Below are 17,731 nucleotides of genomic sequence, written 5' to 3' on the forward strand. Positions count from 1 at the left end.
GTAATTGGCACCCTTTTGATTGTACTTTATTTTATTTAAGACCCCAGACCCCTCTTAAGTAAGCATCTTTTAAAATATACTTACATCCAAATGGCTGTCATTTTCAAGGTTGAGGCCGAATTCCTTATCATATGCTCCCTCTTTTAAGGCTAGGACTTTGCCGTCTAAATAACGCACTAACCCATCATTTTTGATTAATTGTTCGCGTTCATAATCGAAGATGTTGATCGTATATTGCTGAGCCTTTCGCAAAAGCTGGGAAAATTCATAAATGCTTTTATTGCTATTGAATTCAGCGATAATTTCTTTACCATCACCATACGGAACAATTACGGAAGTAGTCATGTCGTCAATCACTCGGAAATGTTCAGCCGCTGTTTTATAGCTATTTACTAAAAATAACGGAGGAAGCGCACCATTTTTTTGAAAATATGCTTGGCTATAGGAGCTTTTTCTTCTATTGGCTATCAATAGCTCTACCATTTCTTTTTTCAATTTCGGTATAAAATAATTCAAACTCTGCTTGAATTCCGTATAATACTCTTTAAAATATCTTTCCATCGCTTGCATAGACAAGATGCTGCCACCATGATTGGCCTGATCGCGGCTTATATCAATCAAAATTCTTTTCGCAACTTCTTTTCCAACAGCTATTTCTTTTAAACGATTTAACTTTTCTTCTTCATGGTCTATAACATAAACATTTTGTATGTCCTTTTCACCGTGCCGATTGCATCTGCCTGCAGCTTGTGCAATGGAATCTAATCCTGCTAATGAGCGAATCACACAATCGAAACTAACATCTACCCCCGCTTCAATCAGTTGGGTGCTTACACAAATTACTTTATTACCCTCTTTCAGATGATCTTTTATTTCACCTAAAATTTTATTACGATGAGCAGCACACATTGATGTACTCAAATGATAAATTGGTAAATTTATCTTCTTCATTTTCAATTGAGTATACAGATCTTTCACAACTGATTTCGTATTTAAAATAACTAACACACTTTGTACTTCTCTTATTTTTGCCTCAATAAAATTGGATAGTTTTTCATTATTAAATGTTTCATTTGTTGCTTTATCAATGATTTCCACCCGTTTAAATGCATTAATTACATAATTTAGGTTTTTGACCATTTCCGCATCCGTATTTATTTCTAATTTATGCTCAACGAAGTCTAATGCTGGTTGAGTTGCAGTGCAAAGCACGATGCTGGAGCAACCATAAGTTTTTAAAAAGTTTAGTGCCTGATTAAATAGAGATACACATGAAATAGGAACTTTTTGCACTTCATCAAAAATAATCACTGAATGACTTAAATTATGTAGCCTCCTAATATTTCTACTCCCATTTGCGTAAAAAACGTTCAAAAATTGTACAATCGTTGTAAAAATAATTGGTGAATCCCAATTATCTTTGGCTAATTTTAATTTTTGTTGCACACTAATCAAGCCATCTTGATTTTCATCATCATCTATATCTTCAATAACGTTTGAATGATGCTCTAATATATTGGCATCATCTTTTAATATTTTTCTAACTTCTTCTGCGTTTTGTTCAATAATAGTTGTATAGGGGACTACAAAAATGATGTGTTTTTTGTTATAAAGTTTCGCGTGTTTAAGAGCATATCTTAAACTTGCTAATGTTTTCCCTCCACCAGTTGGGATAGATAACGTATATATTCCTGATGCTCTCTCAGCAAATTTATCACACTGATCAGACATTTCTTTTCTTAGAAGATTAATAGTTGTACAGGCATCCTTTTGTTTACTATATGAATTGATTTTTCTCATGAGCCTTTCGTAGTATATATCAAATAACTCTTCATGATTGTTTATAGGGTCATTGGTTTTATTTTCTTCAAATAATCTTGTATTCGTTCTATCAGCATCAATTAAAGCACTAAATACAAATTTGGTTAAAAACATTAGTTGCTTTTCATAATTTCCTGATGACTCTTTTGCTAAAAATTGTTTTAACTCTTCAGCTGCTTTGTCAACATAATTATGAAAATCTCTCTCATTCATAACATATTTAAAAAAATATTGCTTTATCCTATCAAATTCAGGCAATTCTTTATCACGGACTCTTTTTAAGTAATTTGATTCTAAATCTGGATTTAAAAAATCTTGAAGATACGAGTGATGAGAAATTATCGCATTTCCCACCACTTCTGCTAAGAGACCTTTATGAGGATCTAACTTCTCGCTTGTATGAAAAATCTCATAGAGAAGTTTCCCACCTGCAGTTGAATGGTCAACACTTCCTCTTCTAGGCGGTGCATCAGGATTATTTACTGCTTCTAATATGTATTCTCTAAATTCATTTGTGCATTTTCCAAGATCATGAAGCACACCCGCAAGACCAGTTAAATGTTTTACACCTAGCTTTTCCCCATAGGATTCAGCTAAATCTCTTACTTCTAACAAATGATCTTTAACAGTTTGTATTTTATTATCACTTTCGCGTATATGGGCAATAAACTTCATTTAATCCCGCTCCCTGCGATATTTTTAAATATTTGCACCTACTCTAGATACACTAAAATTTCATATTAATATTCGATAAGGCAACGGGTAGCCTTTCAACCTCAAATTGGCATCGAAGTCTCATTTCTTTTCCCTCCAAGCTTTTCTATCATCATCCTATCATCTATTCCGGAACTTAATATGTCAGTTTAAAAAATTTTTTGACATTTTTTCTACTTCTTCCTCGACGCTTTGGCGAAGTTCACTAGGACCGAGCACCTGAACTGCAGATCCCATACTTAATACAAAACTAGTTAATTCCGGCAACCCGGACATCGTCGCCCGAAAAATGATGGATCCATCTTGTTGTTGCTCAATTTCTTGATCCTCTGAATAGATCTTTTCACTTAAAATCTTGGAAAATGGTGGTTTTACATGCAATTCAACAAAATAGGTATCAGCATAAATACTCGTTTTACCTATATAGTCTTCGAGCCGAAATGATTCATCACGCTGAAACCTTTCTTCATATATTTGATAATCTTGAATTCTAGTTAATTTAAAATCACGATAATCATTTCTCAGCTCACAATAAGCAATGCAATACCAAAATTTTTTATACGGAATCAGTTTGTAAGGATGAATGATGCGTTCAGTGCGGTCTGAATTTAAAGCCTCATAAACAATCTTCACTTTTCTGCGAGCCGCGATTGCAAAATTTAATTGTTCATACTTATCTTTTTCATGATTCCAATCGACATTTGCTTTTTCCTCTAAAATAATTGGCTGCCATTCAGACGAAGACTGAATCTGCTGTTTGGAAATACTTTGAATCTTCATGACGGCACTTTCAAAATCATCGAATTGCAAAAAGGTAGGATGATTTTTTAAATATTCACTTGCCTTTACTAACGCTTCTAATTCTTTTGGTGAAAGCGACAAGTATTCAAAAATATTGCTTTTCGGCAGAACATAACCTCCATATCTTCCTCTAGCTGTCTGAATATGGAATCCAGCCATTTCTAATTGATCTCGATAAACTCGAATAACCCTTTCACTTAATTCAAGTTCTTCTGCTAATTCTTTAATTTGCATTCGTCCTCGTGATTTCAATAAAAGAAGCATTCGAAAAGCATTGACAATTTTCGACATAATGATACCTCCAAAATACCTAATAACATTTACGTGTAATATTTTACCATAGTAAATTAATCCTATAGATAATCTGTATGGAAAATTTATAAAACTTTTGAAATTAGGTCTATTAGAACAGAGTGTGATCGCTTCAACCACAGAAGATGCTCTTGCCATCGGCTTTTCATAGTAAAGGTATCTTTAGCACACGTTAGGTGAACAAAGGCAAGGACATTTCATAAAAAACCGTCGAGCAGAAATTGAGGAAGATATTTTTGAAGGAAAACTTAAAGAAGATAGGATCATTTTGAAAATATAGGTGAATTGGCTTTATCCACAACTAAATGCAAGACAACTTGATTACGTGTCAAAATTTTATCCTCATTCCTGCTCTTTTTTCTCGCATAAAAGCAAGGCTCTTTGCAGAAGGAGCAGTGCTCGCAAACGGCGTCATTGTTTTTGGCTAATAAAATCCTAAAGGGTCAAAGTCACAATGAATCCATCTTTATCTCCTTTTTCACTGATTTCCTAAGTCAGCTAAATCAATTGCTGGGATATACAGTTGAAAATAATGAAGAAAACGTTGATAGTTGATCTCGTTAACAGCAAAACAGCTGCAGACATCGGCAGATTCATTTTTACCACATGAAAAGCATTGTTTCTTTGATTTCTTCTCTTGCTCTGTTCATGAACGAACACAGAGGACTGTGTGTGAAAGCGGGACGAATAACGTAATGCAGATTTCCATAAAATAACGGTGATTCGCTCTGTTATTCTTTTCAGCCGAACCATTTCTAAATTTGCAGCATGCTTTTTAAAAAAATGAAGCAAAAGTGTTGACTAATTTATAGTAATCTTATAGGATTTAATTGACTAATTAGTCAGTCAGGGGGGGTATAGTGCAGGCAGAAGCTCGAAGACAGGAAAGAAAACAGCAATTATTGCAAATTGCATTAGAATTATTTGCGACAGTTGGCTATGAAAAAACGAAAGTCTCAGATATCGTCGCAAAAGGCAATGTGTCCCAAGGGACATTTTATTGGTATTTTAAAAGCAAAGAAGCGATCGCGCTTGAGATGCTGGAAATAGGTCGTGCCCAACTTTTAGATGCAATCAAACTAGGGTACCGCACAAAAAAAGTGGACTTGCAAGATTCCGTTGCTTCCACGACACAAATGTTTGAACGTATTTTTCATTTCGCTGAAAACAATAAGTATTTCATGAACATATTGCTAAAAGGCATTCATTCTCAGCCAAAGATACAAGAAAAAGTGGAAGAGATTAAAGCAGACATGGAAACAGCTTTTGCGGAAAATATTGCACAGGCCAAAGAACTGAAAATGATCTCGCGTGAAGTAGATCCAAAATTACTGGCAGTATTCATCATGAGCCTCCTGGAAGGAGTTTTAGCCAGATGGCTATTTCAATCGCCATCATCAAAAGATGCATTACAGCAAAAAACACTTCAACAGCTCATTGAAGAAACTGTACACTTTGAATTTTTTGGAATCTTTGGTGTCTAATGAAGGAGGATAAACATGAAAAAAATAAGATGGTTCATTTCACTCATTGCAATAGCAGCTCTAATACTTTCAGCATGCGGCAATAACAATGATCAAAAAGAAAAACAAACTCAAGATCAAGAGAAAAACGCATTACAGGAAATCAAAGATAAAGGCGAAATCACTGTCGGCATTATGGGTACTTATGCACCTTATAATTTTATGAATGAAAACAAAGAATACGACGGCTTTGACGTTGACATTGCGAAAGAATTGGCAAAACGTCTAGGAGTTAAAGCAAATTTTGTTGCACAAGAATTTTCTGGTTTAATTCCTGGGCTTCAAAAAGGTAAATTTGATATTTTAGTAAGCCAAGTGACAATCACAGATGAACGGAAAAAACAAATCGATTTTACAGAACCATATATTACAAATAAAGTCAAAGTGATCGTTCGGGAAGACAATAATGACATCAAATCTGTTAATGATTTTAAAGGAAAAACAATCGGAGTTGGACTTGGTACGAATGATGAAGCATATTTGCGAAATGAATTATTGCCAAAAGTGGGCGATTTTAAAATCAACACATATGATGACGTGATTACAACATTAAAAGACTTGGATGCTGGCAGAATTGATGCAACGATCAACAATGTCTATGCATTAAAACCAGTCATTGAAGAAAACGGCTATAAAATTAAAGCCGTCGGCGATCCAATTAAGGAGGACCAAGCTGGCGTTGCTGTGAAAAAAGGCAATAAAGAATTGGTGGATGCTTTAAATAAAGCATTGAAAGAAATGAAAGAAGACGGAACATATAAAGAAATTTATGTAAAATGGTTTGACGAAGAGCCGACCGAAGAATGATGAAAGTAGGTTGCCAAAATGGACTTAGTCATTGAAAACTTGCCATTTTTGTTAAAAGGGGCATATTATACATTACTCATTACTGTAGTTTCCATGTTCTTCGGTTTAATCATTGGTTTAATCATTGCGATTGCCCGGCTTAAGGGCAATCGCATTCTGCGTGGTATAGCAAGAGCCTATGTGTCCATTATTCGGGGGACACCGGCATTGGTGCAAATCGTCATCGTTTATTATGGCTTAGTTGATTATGGGATTGAATTAGGCCCATTAACTGCTGCGTATATTGCACTAAGTATTAACATCGGCGCTTATGTTTCAGAAGCGTTTCGCGGTGCGATTCAATCCATACCAAAAGGGCAAACAGAAGCAGCGCTCGCAACTGGTATGACGGAACGCCAGGCGATGCGCCGAATTATCATCCCTCAAGCGATTCGCTACGCTATCCCCCCACTTGGCAATACATTTGTCGGAATGTTAAAAGAAACATCGCTCGTATCCGTTATTGCGGTCACAGAATTAATGCGCTCTGCTCAATTATTAGTGGCGCAATATTATGTTTACATGCCGTTTTATGCAGCTATTGCAGCGATGTATTGGATTATGAGTACATTCTTTACATTTTTATTAAATAAAATCGAAAAACGGCTGTCTGTTTATTAAGGTGGTGACAGCATGATAGAGATTAAAAATTTACAGAAAAATTTTGGACAGCATGAAATATTAAAAAATATTTCATTATCCATTCCAGCCCATCAAGTAGTGGCAGTCATTGGTCCAAGCGGTTCAGGAAAAAGTACGTTTTTAAGATGCATCAACGGACTTGAAACAATTACAGGCGGCACCATTACAGTCGACGGTCACGTGATTGATGCAAATGCTTCAAAAAAAGCACAACAAAAAGAAATTTATGCCATTCGTCGAAAAACAGGGATGGTGTTTCAACAATTTAATTTATACCCGCATAAAACGGCCGTCCAAAATGTAATGGAAGCTTTATTAGTAGTGAAAAAAATGCCGAAGGAAAAAGCATACAGCATCGCAGCCAATTTGTTAGAAAAAGTCGGGCTTGCAGCAAAAGAAGATGCTTATCCGTCTCAGCTGTCAGGCGGGCAGCAACAGCGTGTAGCGATCGCAAGAGCTCTTGCGATGGAACCGAAGTTGATGCTATTCGATGAACCGACTTCTGCACTTGATCCGGAGCTTGTAGGAGAAGTATTAAAAGTAATGAAAGAATTAGCAGAAGACGGCATGACGATGATTATTGTAACGCATGAGATGAAATTTGCCCGGAGTGCCGCTGACCGCATTTTATTTATGGCAGACGGCGTTATCGTAGAAGATGCGAAGCCAGCAGCATTTTTTGAACATCCGCAAACAGCGCGGGCACAAAAATTTTTGCAACAAGTTACAGAGTTTTAAAAGAGAGGAATTGAACAATATGCAAATTAAAGCAACATGGCAGGGCGGCCGTGCTTTTGAAGCAGTCGGTCCATCCGGATACAAAATGGCAATGGATGCCATGGAAAACTACGGTGGAGAAGGAAGTGCCGCAACCCCAACAGAAATGCTCCTAGCGGCTCTTGCCGGCTGCATTGGAATTGATGTAACGATGATTTTAAGACATGAATTAGATCATATTGAGGCAATTGATATTACAGTCGACGGCACGCGTCGCGAAGAATTGCCCTCTTCTTTCACCGCTTATACCATCACATTTACAGTAAATGGGGATATAACGCCGAAAAAAGTTTGGCGCGCCATCCAATTAGGCAAACAAAAATATTGTGCGGTTTCCGCATCTTTAAAGGGCGACGTTACGTTCAAACTAATATTGAACGGCAAAGAAATTCCTGCTGAAAAAGAGTGAAAAAACGAAGTAAAGTTTTGATTACAAAGGATATTGAAAAATCTTTTGCAATCATTTTTTATACAAATTTTGTTTTAGCAACTGCCTTTAACTACCTATTTTCTTGTTTCTAACAGCTGTTCCGCTGTCCAAGCCGGAGTGTTTGCGGTTTTAACTAACTATTTTCTTGATTGGGGCTGTCTAATAAGTCGTTTTTTCGGCTTATTGACGGCCCCCCTTTTATGAAATATCGATGTTAATGATTTTTGGTATTTGACTTTCTGGACAGCCCCGTGCCACATTTTTTGTTTTTGCTGAAAAAAATAAACGACCTTTTCCCGCAATTCATTTGGAAAAGGCCGCAATTCGGATATCTATTCTTTTTCCAATCAATTTTTGTAACCTACTTCACAAAAATCGTTCTGCCATTTTTATTTATAAATTTTCGACAGCACGCTCATCTTCTTTTACATAGGAATATGCTAGCTCATGGAAGGACACTTGATTTCCAATAACATAATCATGTTGTTTTCGATTTTCATGCGCTTTTTGGAACACATCGCTGTGGAACCAGCCTTCGAAGCTTTCTTTGTTCTCCCATGTTGTGTATACACGAACTTCGTCATAATCTTTTAATCCGTCCGTTACTAAGAGATCTAAACGAATGAACCCAGGAAATTTCTCAATTCCCTTTCTAATTTTAAAACGCTCCACTAACTTTCCGGAATATCCTTTTTTCACGCGAATGGAATTGGTAACGATGTACATTCTTTTTTCCCCTTTCTTTTGAATCGTTTTGGAATAAACATTGGTTTTCCATCCATATCATGGATGGAGACAGAAATACCAAATACCTCTTCAAACATTTTTTCCGAAAATACTTCCTCTGGACTGCCTTGTTGATAAATCGTCCCGTCTTTCATCACGATTAAGCGGTCACTATACTGTGCGGCTTGATTCAGATCGTGAAGAATCATGATGACCGTCCTGTTATACTGTTGATTGATCGTTTGGACAACCTCCAAAATTTCCAATTGATGTACAATATCTAAAAACGTGGTCGGTTCATCCAATAATAAATATTCAGTACTCTGGGCAAGAACCATCGCAATCCACGCTCTTTGCCTCTCGCCTCCTGATAAGGAAGACAAGTGTTGATGTTCATATTGTTTCACATTGGCAAGATCTAACGCCCAATCAACGATTTCTTTATCTTCATGACTGAATGGGGCAAATTTGCGTTTATAAGGGTTCCTGCCGAACTCTACTAATTCACGTACGGTAAAATCGAGCGTAACATCATGTGTTTGCGGCAGCATAGTTAATTGTTTTGCAATATCTTTTCGATTCGCAGAAACGATATTTTTTCCATTGAGAATGATCTCGCCATTTTGGGGCTGTAATAAGGCAGCGATGAGCCGCAGCAAGGTGGATTTTCCTGATCCATTAGGCCCGATAATACTAATCACTTCACCCTTTGGCAATTCCAGATTCATTTCGTTGATGCCGAATCGTTTGGAATGGTGGTAAGTCAGATCTTTAACGGTGAGCATGCTTCACTCCCCCTTTAAAGACCAAATATAGGAAAAACGGACCACCTAGAAAAGACAGCAGGATCCCTACCGGCAGTTCAATAGGATCAAACCAGCTTCTTGCCGCAGCATCTGCGAACACAACGAGTATGCCGCCGCCTACACAGGATAATGGCAGCAAATAACGATAATCGTTTCCGATGAGCAATCGAATGATATGCGGAACGATAAGACCTACAAATCCTACCAGTCCGGCCACACTGACGGCTATTCCAGCTAAAAGAGCACTGACAAAAATTAAGAAAAATCTGCTTCTTTCCACTTGATGGCCTAATAAAGTGGCTACCTCATCCCCCAGCATCAGCATGCGGATATGTTTGATGGAAAAAAATGCTAATGCCAGTGCAAAAATGGCATAATAAACAATCATCTCTACATGCACCCAGCTTACGCCGCTAATCCCGCCATTTAGCCACGGCAGAACCGCTTGAACTTTGTCGCTATGTAAAATCATAATACATGACATGATCGCACCTAAAAAGGCGTTGATTGAAATCCCGACCAGCATAATTCGAACAATGGAAGTTCCATCTTGCCAAGCTAGCAAATAAATGAGCATTGCCGTAAGAAAAGCGCCAAGAAAGGCTGCTAAAGGCAAAATGTGCAGTTGATCGGGATACAGCACCATGATCACCGTCGCTGCTAGTCCTGCCCCAGACGTCACGCCAATAATACCGGGATCCGCAAGCGGGTTTTTCATTACACCTTGTAAAATCGCACCCGAAACCGCTAAACACATGCCGACAAGCAGCCCAACGAGAATCCTTGGGAGCCGCAAATCCCAAACAACACGGTACACTAACGATTCCTTATCGCCCATATCCGCAAAAAATTCCTTAAATGAAATAGAGATACTGCCTGCTGTCAGGCTATAGAATACGCTTAGAAACAATAAGATGATCAGAATGATGATAAGCCATATTCGTTTCTTTCGATTCATCATGAATCCTTTCCTATATCTTTCAAGCTTTGACGCATATATTCCACTGCTTCTGTGATCTTTGTCCCCGGATTAGTGCCAAACAAATTCGATGGCAACACCACAATGTTTCCTTTTTTTACCGCATCCAAGTTTTTCCAAGCTGCATTTTTTTCCATTTCTTGTTTAAAAGCTTTTTCTACCCCGCTAGGATCACCGTGTGTGATTAAGTAAATGATATCTGGATCAGCTTCCACCACACGTTCTACCGCTAATTGAGCGTATTGCGGATATTCTTTTAACTTTGGAAAGTTCGATGCTACATTGATTCCACCCGATTTTTCTAAAATATCTCCTGCCAATGACGTTGGGAGAGCTGCTAAAAATGATCCAGGTGCTCCATAAACAAGCAATGCTTGAGCTTCGGAAGCTTCCGTTTGCTTCTCAACGACTTGCTCGATTTGTTTAATCAACTCTTGAGCTTTCGATTCTTTACCGAGAAGAGTTCCATATGTTTCGATGTTTTTCTTTATATCTTCAATGGAATTCGCTTCCGTCATGATAGTTTGTATTCCTTGATTCTCCAATGCGGGGATGTTTTTATCAAAACCAACATTGGCAATTAACACATCTGGCTTCAAACTTACGATCTTCTCTATATTCGGCTGGTGTGTATTTCCGATTTCTTCTACTTTTACTAATTCTTCCGGTATCTCTACCTTCGTACTAGGCCTGCCGACAATTTCCCCTCCTAATTGATGAATGATATCCATATCACCGATCGTTAATGAAGCAAATTTTTTCGGATGAGTGTCAAAAGCAACTTCACGACCTGATGCATCGGTCACTTTCACTTTGCTTTCTGTTACTTTTGTCCCTCCTGTTGATTCAGTTCCTTTTACCCCGCATCCGGTAAATAAGAGCAATAAGAAAAACGTGAGGGTGAATTGGAAAAGTTTTGTTTTCAAAAGTATCCCTCCTTTATCATTTTAATTAAAAATGATTATCATTGTCAATTGTTATTTTCAAAATTTTCAACCATTTACTTGTTCTTCTTTAATTTTGCATGTATGACAAGTCTCCCTTCTCCTCCAGGAAACGTGTAATCACAAGTAGATAAAGTTAAAATTTGATCATTCGGTTCGATATCAATATCGGTCTTATAAATGGAACGATTTTTTAACTGATTGACAAATGATAAAAATTCGTCATCAGAGGAAAATTCAGTATCGATATAATAAAAATCTGTAGTCGTTTTATATACTGAAAAGATTTCAGCATCGTAGCTTTCATATAACGTATCAAAATAAATGGTGCGGTGATGCTGGAAAAACGATTCATCCAGATATTTATCTAATTGTCCAAACATCGTGTCATCTTTCATACGATGTCCGTAAAGGATAACATTTTGATTTAGGCCTTTCACATCATTTCGATAATCCATAAAAATGCTTCCAGCCCTCGATTTCTCTTTTTTATAATTTCTTGTTAAATAAAACTCATTGTTTTCCGCTTGAAGAATCGGATACGAAATGTATGTGTCGGGAATTTCAATCCAACCAACAATATCTTGGTTAATGCGCTGCAATTCAATAAAAGACGAACGAATTCTTTCAAAGTCCTTGCCTTCGTGAGAAGTTCTCTCGGTACGATTTTCTTGATAAACCTCTTGAATTTCAGCTAAAACTTGCCGGTTTGTATAGTAATCGTAAAGGATACTTATAATTTGATACGCTGAAAAAAACAAAATCCCAATGCAAACAATGCTAACGAGTTTCCCAATGATCTTTCTCAATCCCCGATCATTCATGTCTCATTGTCATTCCTTCTTGCAACTCCCATTGGCACAACATAAAATCCGCTTTGATCATTATGATTGACTATGGCTCTTACCCCATAAATGCTTTCAATCATTCCTTCCGTGATCACTTCTTTTGGAGAACCTTCCGTCACAATTTCGCCGTTTTTCATCACAATAATCCAATCACTATAACGAATAGCTTGATTCATATCATGCAGCACCATCACAATCGTAATGTTATACTCCCTGTTTAACTTCTTGATGAGCTCTAAAATTTCGAATTGATAATAAACATCCAAATATGTTGTCGGTTCATCCAAAAACAAAATAGGGGTTTTTTGCGCCAATGCCATCGCTATCCAAACTCGCTGTCTTTCTCCCCCTGACAGCTGTTCTACTTTTTCTTTTCGTTTTGATTGCAAATTGGTAATGGAAAGCGCCCAATCAATCACTTCTTCATCCTCTTCTGAGTTATGATGATGAAAAAATCTTTTATACGGCATGCGGCCGTAGCTCACCAAGTTTTCGACATTGATATCAAAAGGAATTTCATTTTTTTGATGAACAACCGATAGTTTCTTCGCCAATTCCTTCGGCTTATATTGTTGAATCAATTTTCCATCCAAAATAATCTGGCCTTTTTGCGGTGCATTGTGGCTAGACATAACTTCTAATAATGTGGACTTTCCGCATCCATTCGGACCGATAATCGTCGTAATTTTACCAGGTTCAACAGCAAGGTTAATTGATTTTAACTGATCCTCTTTTTGATTATATGAAAATGAAACATTTTTAACCTCCATAGATGCGATCACTCCTTCTAATCAATATAATCAAAAAGGGACCGCCGATTAATGACATAATAATGGATGCAGGAAGTTCCGTCGGCGCTAAAAACACCCTTCCGATTGTGTCGGCCGTTAAAATAAGCAAAGCTCCTGATAAAATGGAGAATGGTGTTAATATTTTATAATCTGAACCGACTAATAGCCGTCCAATATGGGGAATTAGCAAACCGACAAATGCAATGACCCCAACAGTTGCGGTTGTGACGCTTGCCAAATAAACTGCAATCGCAGATATAATAACCCGAGCTCTTGTCACGTGAAGCCCCAGATTTCGCGCCGTTTTATCTTGTAAAGCCAGCATGTTGCACCAAGAATAAACGAGCAAGGACAATATTAAACCGATGGAACCATATATAACAATTGTTTGAACATCGTCCCACGTTTGTTGAGATAATGTTGATGCAGTAGCTTTCGCAGAACTGGTTGTCGTATAACCTCTGTAGTTAAAGGATTCATATAATGCAGTAAACACCGCATTGACTGCCACCCCAACTAAAATTAATCGAAGGGGGCTGAGCCCTGATTTCCATGAAAAGGAATAGACAAGAAAACAGGCAAGTATCCCTCCAAGAAAAGCAAACAGCGGCATCCAAAAAAACAACGTAGGAAAGAAGCTGATCATAGTTAATGCAACAAAATTGGCTCCTGAAGAAATCCCGATGATCCCAGCTTCCGCCAAAGGATTTCTCATGACTGCCTGCAATAATAATCCCGATACCGCCAAATTTGCTCCAGCAAAAAGGGACACAATGATCCGCGGAAATCTCATATCCTTTATGACTTCTACATCTTCATTTCCACCAAACAAAAGGCCTCTGATCAACTCAGCAACGCCAATTTCCAAACTTCCGTTCACAATAGAGAAAAAAGTGACAACAACCAGCATTGTGGTCACCACTGCAAAAGTTAGCCACGTTTTCTTCATGGATCAGCACCCTTTTCTTTTTTGTCCGCTTATTCATGAAACTCAGGATACAAATATTTCACCAATTCATCTAAAGCTTCATCCGCTCGAATGGTTGCGGTAGTCGGGAACAATTCTTCTTCCAGATCATACACCCTGCCATTTTTGACAGCATCAAAATGCTTCCATATATCGTTCTTCTTAAATTCTTCATCGAACATTTTGACTACTTCCTCCGGCATGCCGTGAGCAAGCCTTAATATGACATCGGGATTGGATTCATATAAATATTCTGTGTTAGATTCTAAATACTCCACTTTCTCTCCTTGAATCACGTTGTTTCCACCCGCCAATTTCACTAGATCGCCAATATAGGAATGCTCTGTTGCCACTAAGTAACTTCCGGGAACTCCGAGTAAGATTAAAACATTTGGTTTTTCCAAGTTACGAGTTTTTTTCTGGATTTCTTTTACTTTTTTTTCGAATCTATCAACGATCTTCTTCGCTTGTTTTTGTCGTTCATATTTTTCTCCGAGTGCAAGAATTTCCTTTTCCATTGATTGAAGACTGGTTAAATCCAAAAAATCTACTTGAACGTTATGTTTTTCAAACACTGGCTCTAAATCATATTGAATAGTTGAAACAGAGTATACATCAGTAGGTTTTAAAGACATCAAAACTTCCATATCAGGATTTTTAGCATACCCCACTCTTTTCGCATTCTTATACCGCTCCGGCAGTTTTTTGCTGCTTGTGGGGACGCCAACTAAATCAATATCTAACGCATCAAAAATTTCCGTAACGGCAACAGATAATGAGACAACTCGATGATCCTGTTTTTTCGGCTTTTTTTGTTCCGTTGATTCAGCAGCAGATGAAGAACAACCGGCGACGACAACCAGCAGCATTATCAAAAGGATCAGCCATCCCATTCTTCTTTGTTTACACACTTAAACAAAGCCTCCCCGCTTTCGACCGACCTAAAAAGTCGTTGTCATATTTTTTTAAATAAGAAAATGTTGTCTTGATGCGCATGTCCGCATCAAGACAACAGTCAGGTTATTTTTTCAAATGAATAAGGAGCCTTGAGCGATTCTTCCAAACTATGATGGCAAGAGATCCTAGCAGCAATGCCAAATACAAACCAATTTGGGAAAGATCAGCCGTTTTGGCATTCACGGTTGAATTATTTGAGTTATTGGAAGCGTCATCGTCTGTCGACTGTTGATCTGCATCTCGGTTAAAGGTTAGTGAATCGTCATCGCTATTGCTATTTTGTTGATTTTGATCTTGATTTTGGTTTTGATCTTGATCGGTGGAATTCGTATTCTTCGTTGGAACGCCTGTTCCATCATATGGTTTTACACTATCTGGATCAAAAGCAATTTGGATATCATACGTATTGTGATATTGAAGATCTGGAATATCCACCTTGATCTTAGCATTCACTTTTTTAGATAAATCTTCGATCGGGAAACCTACTACTCTTGTATCTTCTTTTTCATTTTTGCTTCGCACTTCCACATCTTGATATTGGCCGTTTCTTTCCACTTGTAATTTCGTGATCCATGAGCTTTTTAGCAATGTGAACGCAACATCTAATTGTCCATTTTTTACAGTTAATAGTGCCGGGCTGACAACATAATCATTGACCATTGACGGTTCTTCTGTACCATTTTTTAATACAGTAAATTCCACGGTATATAGACCGTCAGCCAACTCATTTCTTGTTTGTCCGCCATTGTTATTTCCAGAATTTTGATTGTTATTGTTCGATGGATTGTCTCCAGGCTTATTTGTACCCGGATCTTTCCCAGGATCTTCTGGTTTTTGTCCATCCTCATCCGGCTGATCCTTCTTTACTGGTTTGATGCTGTCTACATCAAACTGGATTTGAACCGTATAAGATCCATCATAACCATATTGCGGTATAACAACTCTTGTTTGAACATTCAGTTTTTTCGTTAAATCGTCCACTTCAAACTTGACGACTCTTGTGTCTTCTACGTCATTCGTCGATACAACCTCCGCATCTACATATTGACCGTTTCGCTCTACTTGAAAGCTTTTAATCCATCCGCTGTTTTTTAACGTCACGGAGACGTATTTTTTGCCATCCTTCACCGATAAGCGAGCCGGTTTCACAGTATAGCCATCCATCATCGAGATATCTTCTGTCTTGTCTTTTAAGACCTTAAAGTCAATCGTATATTCACCGTCTTGAAGCTCTTCAGCAGGCTGTTCATCCTGATCGCCATCTTCTCCCGGCTGCGGATTTGGCTCATTATCTCCAGGAGCTGGATCATTCGGTTCCTCGCCATCTTCTTGTCCTGGATTTTCAGGCTCTTGGCCTCCTTCTTCCGGCTGCTCCGCCTGCACTGGTGTAATGCTGTCTACATCAAACTTGAAGTGAACGGTATGCGTCATTTCATACATGTTCGGAACCGAAACAGTCAATTGAGCATTCAATTTTTTTGTTAAATCGTCTACTTCAAACTTGACGACTCTTGTATTTTTTTCTACATTTGTCGATACAACCTCTGCATCGACATATTCGCCATTTCGCTCTACCTTAAAGCTTTTAATTAATGAACTGCTTTTTAACGTCAATAAGACGTATTTTTTACCGTCCTGCACTGTTAAACGGGCCGGCTTCTCTGTATAGTTATCCATTGATGAGATATCATCTGTCCCGTTTTTGAACACTGTCAAGTCAATCGTGTATTCTCCGTCTTGAAGCTCTTCAGCAGGCTGTTCATCTTGATCGCCATCTTCTCCAGGAGCTGGATCATTCGGTTCCTCGCCATCTTCTTGACCCGGATTTTCAGGCTCTTGGCCGCCTTCATCCGGCTGTCCATCCTGCACTGGTGTAATGCTGTCTACATCAAACAGGAATTGAACAGTATGAACCGTATCATATACACCTGGTACGGCAACTCTTGTTTGAACATTCAGTTTTTTCGTCAAATCATCTACTTCAAATTTGACGACTCTCGTATTTTCTGTCTCATTCGTCGATACAACCTCCGCATCGACATATTCACCGTTTCGTTCTACTTGAAAGGTTTTAATCCATTCGCTGCTTTTTAACGTCACTGAGACGTATTTTTTGCCGTTCTGCACTGTTAAACCAGCTGGCTTCACAGTATAGCCGTCCATTGTTGAGGTATCTTCTGTCCCGTTTTTCAAGACCCTAAAGCCAATCGTATATTCGCCGTCTTGAAGCTGTTCCGCAGGCTGCTCATCTTGATTGCCATCTTCTCCCGGCTGCGGATTTGGCTCAGTATCTCCAGGAGTTGGATCTTTCGGCTCTTCCCCATCTTCTTGACCCGGATTTTCAGGCTCTTGCCCGCCCTCTTCCGGCTGCTCCGCCTGCACTGGTGTAATGCTGTTTACATCAAATTGGAATTGAACCGTATGAACTGTATCATATACGCCTGGTACGGCGACTCTTGTTTGAACATTCAGTTTTTTCGTTAAATCATCCACTTCAAACTTGACGACTCTCGTGTTTTCTGCTTCATTCGTCGATACAACCTCCGCATCGACGTATTCACCATTTCGTTCTACTTGAAAGGTTTTAATCCATTCGCTGCTTTTTAATGTCACTGATACATATGTTTTGCCGTTCTGCACTGTTAAGCCGGCCGGCTTCACGGTATAGCCGTCCATTGTCGAGGTATCTTCTGTTCCGTTTTTCAAGACCCTAAAGCCAATCGTGTATTCTCCGTCTGCTATAGCCGATTCAGCAAAAACAGGCTGTATTTTGACGGTCGGCAATAATAGCAGGAAAACCATAAAAATGGCAAAAAACTTTCTAATCCTTTTCTTCACAAGAAACCT

General features: G+C 38.3%; 16 protein-coding genes. 5 read left to right on the plus strand and 11 right to left on the minus strand.

Annotated features, from left to right (window positions below):
- Nucleotides 1-69: 69 nt before the first annotated feature.
- Entirely contained in the window at nt 70-2,496 is a 2,427-nt protein-coding gene (gene cas3, locus NSS70_RS18050) for a CRISPR-associated helicase Cas3' (protein ID WP_340882150.1), read from the minus strand.
- Nucleotides 2,497-2,679: 183 nt separating this feature from the next.
- Nucleotides 2,680-3,627: a helix-turn-helix transcriptional regulator gene (locus NSS70_RS18055; RefSeq protein ID WP_340882152.1), complete on the minus strand. Its 948-nt coding sequence runs from the start codon at nt 3,625-3,627 to the stop codon at nt 2,680-2,682.
- 881 nt (nt 3,628-4,508) lie between these two features.
- Between NSS70_RS18055 and NSS70_RS18060 the strand changes: the two genes are divergently transcribed.
- The 5 genes from NSS70_RS18060 to NSS70_RS18080 are packed head-to-tail and all read left to right on the plus strand — an operon-like array spanning nt 4,509 to nt 7,845.
- Nucleotides 4,509-5,132 (plus strand): TetR/AcrR family transcriptional regulator, encoded by a 624-nt coding sequence (locus NSS70_RS18060; RefSeq protein WP_232515597.1) that lies wholly within the window; start codon nt 4,509-4,511, stop codon nt 5,130-5,132.
- Between the two features lie 15 nt (nt 5,133-5,147).
- Nucleotides 5,148-5,978 carry a substrate-binding periplasmic protein gene (locus NSS70_RS18065; protein WP_063387722.1) on the plus strand — a complete coding sequence of 277 codons (831 nt, stop codon included), beginning with the start codon at nt 5,148-5,150 and terminating at the stop codon, nt 5,976-5,978.
- An 18-nt stretch (nt 5,979-5,996) separates the two neighbouring features.
- Nucleotides 5,997-6,638: an amino acid ABC transporter permease gene (locus tag NSS70_RS18070; RefSeq protein ID WP_130157528.1), complete on the plus strand. Its 642-nt coding sequence runs from the start codon at nt 5,997-5,999 to the stop codon at nt 6,636-6,638.
- Between the two features lie 12 nt (nt 6,639-6,650).
- Nucleotides 6,651-7,397, plus strand: a complete 747-nt coding sequence (locus NSS70_RS18075) for an amino acid ABC transporter ATP-binding protein (RefSeq protein ID WP_066250100.1) — start codon at nt 6,651-6,653, stop codon at nt 7,395-7,397.
- A gap of 19 nt (nt 7,398-7,416) precedes the next feature.
- Nucleotides 7,417-7,845 (plus strand): OsmC family protein, encoded by a 429-nt coding sequence (locus NSS70_RS18080; RefSeq protein ID WP_340882154.1) that lies wholly within the window; start codon nt 7,417-7,419, stop codon nt 7,843-7,845.
- Between the two features lie 414 nt (nt 7,846-8,259).
- On the opposite strand, the gene NSS70_RS18085 is transcribed toward NSS70_RS18080, so the two are convergent.
- The 9 genes from NSS70_RS18085 to NSS70_RS18125 all read right to left on the minus strand — a co-directional run bounded on the left by NSS70_RS18085 (nt 8,260) and on the right by NSS70_RS18125 (nt 17,722).
- A complete protein-coding gene (locus tag NSS70_RS18085; protein WP_063387718.1) occupies nt 8,260-8,592 on the minus strand; it encodes an antibiotic biosynthesis monooxygenase in 333 nt (110 codons plus the stop codon).
- A complete protein-coding gene (locus NSS70_RS18090; RefSeq protein WP_063387717.1) occupies nt 8,562-9,377 on the minus strand; it encodes an ABC transporter ATP-binding protein in 816 nt (271 codons plus the stop codon). Before NSS70_RS18090 ends, NSS70_RS18085 begins: the two co-directional genes overlap by 31 nt.
- Complete coding sequence (locus NSS70_RS18095; RefSeq protein WP_063387716.1) at nt 9,364-10,359, minus strand: FecCD family ABC transporter permease; 996 nt, start codon at nt 10,357-10,359, stop codon at nt 9,364-9,366. The genes NSS70_RS18090 and NSS70_RS18095 overlap by 14 nt, the downstream gene beginning before the upstream one ends.
- On the minus strand, nt 10,356-11,303 hold the full coding sequence (locus tag NSS70_RS18100; protein WP_340882157.1) for an ABC transporter substrate-binding protein: 948 nt from the start codon (nt 11,301-11,303) through the stop codon (nt 10,356-10,358). The genes NSS70_RS18095 and NSS70_RS18100 overlap by 4 nt, the downstream gene beginning before the upstream one ends.
- A 74-nt stretch (nt 11,304-11,377) precedes the next feature.
- Nucleotides 11,378-12,145, minus strand: coding sequence for a class B sortase (srtB, locus tag NSS70_RS18105; RefSeq protein ID WP_144598284.1), 768 nt, complete (start codon nt 12,143-12,145; stop codon nt 11,378-11,380).
- Complete coding sequence (locus NSS70_RS18110) at nt 12,142-12,939, minus strand: ABC transporter ATP-binding protein (RefSeq protein ID WP_066250110.1); 798 nt, start codon at nt 12,937-12,939, stop codon at nt 12,142-12,144. The genes srtB and NSS70_RS18110 overlap by 4 nt, the downstream gene beginning before the upstream one ends.
- Complete coding sequence (locus NSS70_RS18115) at nt 12,929-13,909, minus strand: FecCD family ABC transporter permease (protein ID WP_063387712.1); 981 nt, start codon at nt 13,907-13,909, stop codon at nt 12,929-12,931. Before NSS70_RS18115 ends, NSS70_RS18110 begins: the two co-directional genes overlap by 11 nt.
- Before the next feature lie 29 nt (nt 13,910-13,938).
- On the minus strand, nt 13,939-14,820 hold the full coding sequence (gene isdE, locus NSS70_RS18120) for a heme ABC transporter substrate-binding protein IsdE (RefSeq protein ID WP_063387711.1): 882 nt from the start codon (nt 14,818-14,820) through the stop codon (nt 13,939-13,941).
- A gap of 127 nt (nt 14,821-14,947) precedes the next feature.
- Nucleotides 14,948-17,722 carry an NEAT domain-containing protein gene (locus NSS70_RS18125; RefSeq protein WP_340882160.1) on the minus strand — a complete coding sequence of 925 codons (2,775 nt, stop codon included), beginning with the start codon at nt 17,720-17,722 and terminating at the stop codon, nt 14,948-14,950.
- Nucleotides 17,723-17,731: the final 9 nt, after the last annotated feature.

The organism is Aeribacillus sp. FSL K6-2848 (assembly GCF_038004325.1).
Classification (GTDB): Bacteria; Bacillota; Bacilli; order Bacillales; family Aeribacillaceae; genus Aeribacillus; species Aeribacillus composti.

Coding starts and splice junctions, on each gene's coding strand:
- cas3 (WP_340882150.1), bottom strand. CDS start 2,496: ATGAAGTTTATTGCCCATATACGCGAAAGTGATAATAAAATACAAACT.
- NSS70_RS18055 (WP_340882152.1), bottom strand. CDS start 3,627: ATGTCGAAAATTGTCAATGCTTTTCGAATGCTTCTTTTATTGAAATCA.
- NSS70_RS18065 (WP_063387722.1), top strand. CDS start 5,148: ATGAAAAAAATAAGATGGTTCATTTCACTCATTGCAATAGCAGCTCTA.
- NSS70_RS18070 (WP_130157528.1), top strand. CDS start 5,997: ATGGACTTAGTCATTGAAAACTTGCCATTTTTGTTAAAAGGGGCATAT.
- NSS70_RS18075 (WP_066250100.1), top strand. CDS start 6,651: ATGATAGAGATTAAAAATTTACAGAAAAATTTTGGACAGCATGAAATA.
- NSS70_RS18080 (WP_340882154.1), top strand. CDS start 7,417: ATGCAAATTAAAGCAACATGGCAGGGCGGCCGTGCTTTTGAAGCAGTC.
- NSS70_RS18085 (WP_063387718.1), bottom strand. CDS start 8,592: ATGTACATCGTTACCAATTCCATTCGCGTGAAAAAAGGATATTCCGGA.
- NSS70_RS18090 (WP_063387717.1), bottom strand. CDS start 9,377: ATGCTCACCGTTAAAGATCTGACTTACCACCATTCCAAACGATTCGGC.
- NSS70_RS18095 (WP_063387716.1), bottom strand. CDS start 10,359: ATGATGAATCGAAAGAAACGAATATGGCTTATCATCATTCTGATCATC.
- srtB (WP_144598284.1), bottom strand. CDS start 12,145: ATGAATGATCGGGGATTGAGAAAGATCATTGGGAAACTCGTTAGCATT.
- NSS70_RS18110 (WP_066250110.1), bottom strand. CDS start 12,939: ATGGAGGTTAAAAATGTTTCATTTTCATATAATCAAAAAGAGGATCAG.
- NSS70_RS18115 (WP_063387712.1), bottom strand. CDS start 13,909: ATGAAGAAAACGTGGCTAACTTTTGCAGTGGTGACCACAATGCTGGTT.
- isdE (WP_063387711.1), bottom strand. CDS start 14,820: ATGGGATGGCTGATCCTTTTGATAATGCTGCTGGTTGTCGTCGCCGGT.